The sequence below is a fragment of the Nocardiopsis listeri NBRC 13360 genome (assembly GCF_001570765.1).
Lineage (GTDB): Bacteria > Actinomycetota > Actinomycetes > Streptosporangiales > Streptosporangiaceae > Nocardiopsis > Nocardiopsis listeri.
Genome location: NZ_BCSH01000027.1, coordinates 46,318 through 52,317, shown reverse-complemented (window position 1 = coordinate 52,317; position 6,000 = coordinate 46,318). Strand labels below are relative to the sequence as shown.

At 69.2% G+C, this 6,000-nt stretch carries 6 protein-coding genes; 1 reads left to right on the top strand and 5 read right to left on the bottom strand.

The features are described 5' to 3' along the window. Nucleotides 1-387: 387 nt before the first annotated feature. From NLI01S_RS09790 to NLI01S_RS09775, 4 genes are read right to left on the bottom strand one after another with little or no spacing between them, the layout of a single operon-like run. The gene (locus tag NLI01S_RS09790; RefSeq protein WP_067602625.1) at nucleotides 388-1,512 is read right to left on the bottom strand and encodes a D-alanine--D-alanine ligase family protein; all 1,125 of its coding nucleotides are present in this window, start codon (nucleotides 1,510-1,512) and stop codon (nucleotides 388-390) included. 60 nt (nucleotides 1,513-1,572) lie between these two features. Beyond that, nucleotides 1,573-2,790 carry a trans-sulfuration enzyme family protein gene (locus NLI01S_RS09785; protein ID WP_067602622.1) on the bottom strand — a complete coding sequence of 406 codons (1,218 nt, stop codon included), beginning with the start codon at nucleotides 2,788-2,790 and terminating at the stop codon, nucleotides 1,573-1,575. Between the two features lie 11 nt (nucleotides 2,791-2,801). Continuing rightward, nucleotides 2,802-3,863 carry an NAD(P)H-dependent glycerol-3-phosphate dehydrogenase gene (locus NLI01S_RS09780; protein WP_190318419.1) on the bottom strand — a complete coding sequence of 354 codons (1,062 nt, stop codon included), beginning with the start codon at nucleotides 3,861-3,863 and terminating at the stop codon, nucleotides 2,802-2,804. Further along, nucleotides 3,860-4,705 (bottom strand): lysophospholipid acyltransferase family protein, encoded by an 846-nt coding sequence (locus tag NLI01S_RS09775; protein ID WP_067602619.1) that lies wholly within the window; start codon nucleotides 4,703-4,705, stop codon nucleotides 3,860-3,862. Before NLI01S_RS09775 ends, NLI01S_RS09780 begins: the two co-directional genes overlap by 4 nt. A gap of 152 nt (nucleotides 4,706-4,857) precedes the next feature. Between NLI01S_RS09775 and cofC the strand changes: the two genes are divergently transcribed. Further along, nucleotides 4,858-5,505 (top strand): 2-phospho-L-lactate guanylyltransferase, encoded by a 648-nt coding sequence (cofC, locus tag NLI01S_RS09770; protein WP_067602638.1) that lies wholly within the window; start codon nucleotides 4,858-4,860, stop codon nucleotides 5,503-5,505. 161 nt (nucleotides 5,506-5,666) lie between these two features. On the opposite strand, the gene NLI01S_RS09765 is transcribed toward cofC, so the two are convergent. Next, nucleotides 5,667-5,948, bottom strand: coding sequence for an HU family DNA-binding protein (locus tag NLI01S_RS09765; protein ID WP_014910144.1), 282 nt, complete (start codon nucleotides 5,946-5,948; stop codon nucleotides 5,667-5,669). Nucleotides 5,949-6,000 lie beyond the last annotated feature (52 nt).

Here is a 6,000-nt window from a genome sequence, read left to right as displayed (position 1 = left end):
GAGCGACTCGTGTACCTCGGTGAGGATGTCGGCATGCCTGACCGTGGGCGTAGGCGACACGATGATGCTCCCGTTGATGATCTCCGTGCGGTAACCATCCGGGAGTTCGATGCTTTCGGCCAGTGCGTGGAGGTCCATCTCAGACTTCTCCGTCCGCTCCTGCACAGCACACGTCATAGGTGACTCCCCGTGGTATCCAGAACGTTTCCGAGCGTAGCGAGATCACCCTCCCAGCGTACGCCTTTCCTCGAAGGATCCCCGGGAAAGCGACGTGTGGGCAGCGCGAAGTGGGAGAAGTTCGATGCCCCCCGAATTCGAGGAGACCACACGCCGAAGGCCCGGCGCCACCGTGGACGGCCGGGCCTTTGGACAACGTCTGGAAGGGCTCTATCGTAGACCGGGGTCGCGGCGCAGGGCGGTGGTGATCATGCGCTCCACCAGGGTCGCGTAGTCCACGCCGGTGGCCTCCCACATCTTCGGGAAGGCCGACGCCAGGGTGAAGCCGGGCATGGTGTTGAGCTCGTTGACGAGGACTTCGCCGTCCTCGGTGTAGAAGAAGTCCACCCGGGCCAGGCCCTCGCAGCCCATGGCCTCGAACACGTCGGCGGCCATCTGGCGCAGACGTGCCGTGACATCCTCCGGGATCTGCGCCGGGATGGTCAGGCTGGAGGTGGACAGGTACTTGGCCTCGAAGTCGTAGAAGTCGAAGCCGTCGGCCACGTGCACCTCGGCGGGGAAGGACACGTCGGGAACGCCGCCGTCCTGGGACTCCAGCACCCCGCACTCGATCTCCCGGCCGATGACCTGGGCCTCGACGAGCACCTTGGGGTCGTGCTCGCGGGCGGCCTCGACGGCGGCCACCACCGCGTCGGTGTCGGAGGCGTCCCGCACCCGGGTGATGCCGACGCTACTGCCGGCACGGGCCGGCTTGACGAACACCGTCGTGCCCAGTTCGGCGACGTCGTCCAAGACCTTCTTGCGCTCGTTGCGCCAGGTGCGTTCGGTGATGGCGACGAACGGGCTGGTGGGGATGCCGTTGCCGACCAGCAGCGCCTTCATGAACACCTTGTCCATGGCGGCGGCGCTGGAGAACACCCCGGCGCCCGCGTAGCGCACGCCCATCATCTCGAACAGGCCCTGGATGGTGCCGTCCTCGCCGAAGGGGCCGTGCAGCAGCGGCAGCACGACGTCGACCTCGGCCAGACGCTGCGTGCCCTGGTCCGGGGAGACGGTCATGAGCCGACCCGGGCCGTCGAACGGCAGCGCCAGCTCGACGCCCTCCTCGGAGACCGACGGCAGCGCCTTGGTCACCGCGTCGATGCGCAGTACCTCGGGGTCGCCCGAGGTCAGGACCCAGTTTCCGGAGGGGGTGATCCCGACCGGGACGATCTCGTAGCGATCGGGGTCGATGACGGACATGACGCTGCCCGCGGTGACGCAGGAGATCTCGTGCTCGGAACTACGACCGCCGAAGACGACGGCGACCCGAATCTTGCGCTGCTCGGACGACATGCTGACAGACCTTATCTCGCCTAACGATGGAACCGGAACGAGTGGAATTCGTCCCGAGTGTCACTTTCCCCCGTCGAGCGCCGTCAAGGCGTCGTCGATGAGGTCCTGGGGATCCTCCAAACCGATGGAGAACCGTACCGCGCCCGGTGAGACGCCCGCGGCCGCCAGTTCGGCCGCGCTCATCAACCGGTGCGAGGTCGAGCCCACATGTCCGACCAGGGTGTGGGTGCCGCCCAGGGACGCGGCGATCGTGGCCACCCGCAGACGGTCGACGAAGGCCATGCCGTCGTCGCGTCCGCCCTTGAGGTGCACGGTGACCACGGCGCCGTAACGGCCCGCGTCGAACAGCTTGTCCGCGAGGTCGTGTTGGGGGTGGGCGGCCAGTGACGGATGGTCGACCCGTTCCACGGCCGGGTGGTCCTCCAGCGCGGCGGCGAACGCCGCGGCGGTCTCGCACTGGCGCCGCACGCGCAGCGGCAGGGTCTCCAGACCGCGGTGCAGCAGGTACGCCTCGTCCGGGGCCAGGCACGGGCCCAGGTCGACGCGGGCCGCGCGGATCCGCTCGATCAGCGAGGGCGAGGCCACGGCCACACCACCGGTGGTGTCGCTGTGTCCACCCAGGTACTTGGTGGCCGAGTGCACCACCACGTCCGCGCCGAACTCCAGGGGACGGCAGATCGCCGGGGAGGCGAACGTGGAGTCCACCACCAGCGCGGCGCCCGTCGAACGGCAGATCCCCGCCAGCTCCGGCAGGTCGGAGACGATCATGGTGGGGTTGGACAGCGTCTCGGTGAACACCATCCGCGTGTTCGGAGTGATCGCCGCCCGCACCGCGTCCAGGTCGGTGATGTCCACGAAGTCGGTGCGCACGCCGAACCTGCGCATCATCCGGTCCAGCAGCGAGTAGGTGTTGCCGTAGATCGAACGGGACGCCACCACGTGCGCCCCCGCCTCGGTCAGGGCCAGGAACACGGTGCTGATCGCCGCCATGCCGGAGGCGAACGCCTGGCCCAGGATCGGATCCGGGACCCCCACGCCCTCCAGCGCGGCGACGGCCTCGGCGAAGGCGTCCGAGGTGGGGCCGTCGATGCGCGCGTAGGAGTAGCCGTCGGTCCTGCCCTCCAGCACGTCGGCGAACCCCTGCGAGGTGTCGAACGCGTACGTGGTGGCGCGGTGGACCGGCATCCGCATCGGGCGTTGGGCGGGGGCGGAGGACTCCGGGAGGGAGACCGCCCTGGTGTGCTCGCCCGCGTTCCCGGACCCAGGTGTGTGTGACATCGTGCTCGCTCTCAGACCCCGTACCGCTCCGGCTTGCTGCTACGGGACATGAATTCCGCGAGCGCCCGGGCAGGACTCAGGTCGTGGTGCATCATCTTGACGACGGCCTCGGTGATCGGCATGTCGACCCCGTTGGCCCACCCGAGTTCGAGGATCGACTCGGACGACTTGACCCCTTCGGCCGTCTGCTTGGTCTCTTGGACGACCTGTTCCAGGGTCTTACCGGCGCCTAGTTTCTCACCGAAGGTCCGGTTCCGCGACAGCGGGGAGGAGCATGTCGCGACGAGGTCGCCCATTCCGGCCAGGCCGGACAGGGTGTGCTCGTCGGCGCCGAGCGTCACCGCCAGGCGGGTGGTCTCGGCCAGACCACGGGTGATGAGCGAGGCCTTGGTGTTGTCACCGAATCCCATGCCCTCCGCCACGCCCACGGCCAGCCCGATGACGTTCTTCATCGCGCCGCCGATCTCCACGCCCACCAGGTCGGTGCTGGTGTAGGGGCGGAAGTAGGCCGACTTGAACAGCGACTGCAACCGCACCGCCGTGGGCTCGTGCGGGCAGGCCACCACGGCGGTGGCCGGCTGGCGTTCGGCGATCTCCCTGGCCAGGTTGGGACCCGATACCACTGCGATCTGTTCCTCGGGCAGCTCCAGGACCTCGCCGATGACCTGGCTCATCCGCAGGAGGTTGCCCAGCTCGACGCCCTTCATGAGGCTGACGGCCACGGCGTTCCGGGGGAAGACGTCCTTCAGGTCGGCGAGGTTGGCCCGCAGCGACTGGGAGGGCACCGCCAGCACCACCACGGAGGCGCCTTCCAGCGCCTCGTTGACGTCGGTGGTCGCCCGTAGCTCCGCGTTGAGCATGAGCCCGGGGAGGTAGTCGGGGTTCTCCGAGGCCTCGTTGATCGCGTCCACGATCGTGGCCCGGCGCGCCCACAGGACCACCTCGGCGGCCTCCTGTCCCGACTTGCGGGCGAGATCGGCGGCGTCGGCGACGACGTTGGCGAACGTGGTCCCCCACGAGCCACCGCCCAAAATCGCGACCTTCACCTTGTCATCGCTCATGTACTCGGTCATGCCCCCGTGTCGTTCTTCCCGTTGTCGCCTTCGACGGCCTCGGCCCGCCCGGTCCCGTTCCCCGCGACCTCGGCGTCCCGTTCCTCCAGGGCACGCTCGGCGCGCTTGGCCTCGGCCTGTTCCCGGCGGGCCTTGGCGAAGTCGAAGGGCACCGCGGGCGGCTCCTCGCCACGGATCTCCGCCTGTAGGGCGGTGATGTCGGCCATGATCGCCTTGGTGGCCCCCTCCAGGACGGTGGCCGTGATCGGCTCGCCCCTGTAGGCGGACAGGTCCACCGGAGGGCCGGCCTTGAACTGGATGCGCTTGCGCGGTGGCAGGAGACGGGGCTTCTTCGAGCCGTAGGGCAGGATGTTCTGCTCGCCCCAGTGCGCCACCGGGACGACCGGGACGCCCGTGGTCAGCGCCAGGCGCGCCACACCGTTCTTGGCGGTCATCGGCCACAGGTTCGGATCACGGGTGCAGGTGCCCTCGGGGTAGAAGATCACCGAGGAACCGTCCTGGGTGAGCGCCTTCTCCGCCTCGCCCAGCGCCTTGACCGCGTCGGAGCTGCCGCGCTTGATCGGGATCTGCCCCGTGGCCTTGGCGACCGAGTTGACCACCGGGATCCTCATGACCGAGTCCTTCATGGTGAAGGTGGGCCAGCGCCGGGCACCGATGTAGAGGAAGTGGGCGACCGTCAGCGGGTCGGTCACGGACAGGTGGTTGGCCGCGATGATCGCACCGCCCCGCTCGGGGACGTTCTCGGTCCCCCGCCACTCCGGCTTGGTGATCATCCAGAGGACGATACGGACGATCCGGGACACGACCCAGACGACCCATCGTGATTCTCGTTGCTTGGCCACGGGACTCCTCACTTCAACACAACCGACTCATTCTAGGGTGTCCGCGCCGCGCCGATCCCCGAACATCTACCCTCGTCAGTGTCGTCGCCGTATCAAGTTCCGGGGGAACCGTGACCGGCTGTGGAGAGCGTGGCGGGTCCGCCCTGCCCGGGGTGCGCTGGTCCCTGATCGTCCCAGTCAAGCACCTCGGTCTGGCCAAGAGTCGACTGGCCCGGGCCGCCGGGGGGCTGCGTGAGGAGCTGGCGCTCGCGATCGCCTGCGACACGGTGGCCGCCGCGCGCCGGTGTCCTTCGGTGGGGACGCTGTTCGTGGTGACCGACGACCCCCGCGCGGACGCGGCCCTGTCCGCCCTGGGCGCCGTGGTGGTGTCCGGGGAGCCGGGAGGCGGTCTGAACCCGGCCCTGGCGCACGGGGCGCGCACCGCACGTGCCCTGGAACCCAGGCTCGGAGTGTGCGCGCTGTCGGCGGACCTGCCGGCGCTGCGACCGGTGGAGCTGGAGCGGGTCCTCACCGCCGCGGCCGACCACGAGCGGTCTTTCCTCGCGGACTCGCCCCGGGTGGGGACCACCCTGTTGGCCGCGGCACCGGGCCGGCCGTTCGCCCCCGCCTTCGAGGGAGCCTCCCGGGCCCGGCATCTGGCGGGTGGGGCACACGAGCTCTCACCGCCGAACGTGGAGTCGGTGCGCCGTGACGTGGACACGTCCGAGGACCTGGTCTCCGCGACCTCCCTGGGCCTGGGTCCGCGCACACGCACCCTGGTGGGGCGCGTGTCGACCAGGGAGGCACAGAAGAGCCCCTGAGGCGCTCTCGGTGCGCCTGAGCGCCGCCCAGGGCGTTCGGACGCCGAGCCCGGCCCGACGAGGACCCCCGAACCGGTGTCGAACGACCCCGGACAGCACTCCGCCCGGATTCCCATGGAGGGAACCCGGGCGGGTACTTCCACTCGCTCGGGGCGAGAGGACTACTTCTTGTCGCCGTTGACCAGAGCCTTGAAGTCAGCGCCGGCGCGGAACTTCGGGACGAAGCTCGCGGGGACGTTGATCGTGGCGCCGGTGGCGGGATTGCGAGCGGTACGCGCCGCGCGCTCGGACTTCTCGAACACTCCGAAGCCCGTGATGGCGACCTTGTCGCCCGACGCCACGGTGGCCTGAATGGTTTCAAGCACAGCGTTGACCGCTTCGGTCGCGGTCTTCTTGTCTCCGAGCCGGTCGGAGATCGCGTCGATCAGGTCACGCTTGTTCATAAGGTTCCTCCGGTTCCCCCTTGCTCGCACGAAATTAGGGGAAGCAGCGGCC

What these genes read in the sequence shown, in the direction of transcription:
- NLI01S_RS09790 (WP_067602625.1), bottom strand. Translation starts at nt 1,512, where the DNA reads ATGTCGTCCGAGCAGCGCAAGATTCGGGTCGCCGTCGTCTTCGGCGGT.
- NLI01S_RS09785 (WP_067602622.1), bottom strand. Translation starts at nt 2,790, where the DNA reads ATGTCACACACACCTGGGTCCGGGAACGCGGGCGAGCACACCAGGGCG.
- NLI01S_RS09780 (WP_190318419.1), bottom strand. Translation starts at nt 3,863, where the DNA reads ATGACCGAGTACATGAGCGATGACAAGGTGAAGGTCGCGATTTTGGGC.
- NLI01S_RS09765 (WP_014910144.1), bottom strand. Translation starts at nt 5,948, where the DNA reads ATGAACAAGCGTGACCTGATCGACGCGATCTCCGACCGGCTCGGAGAC.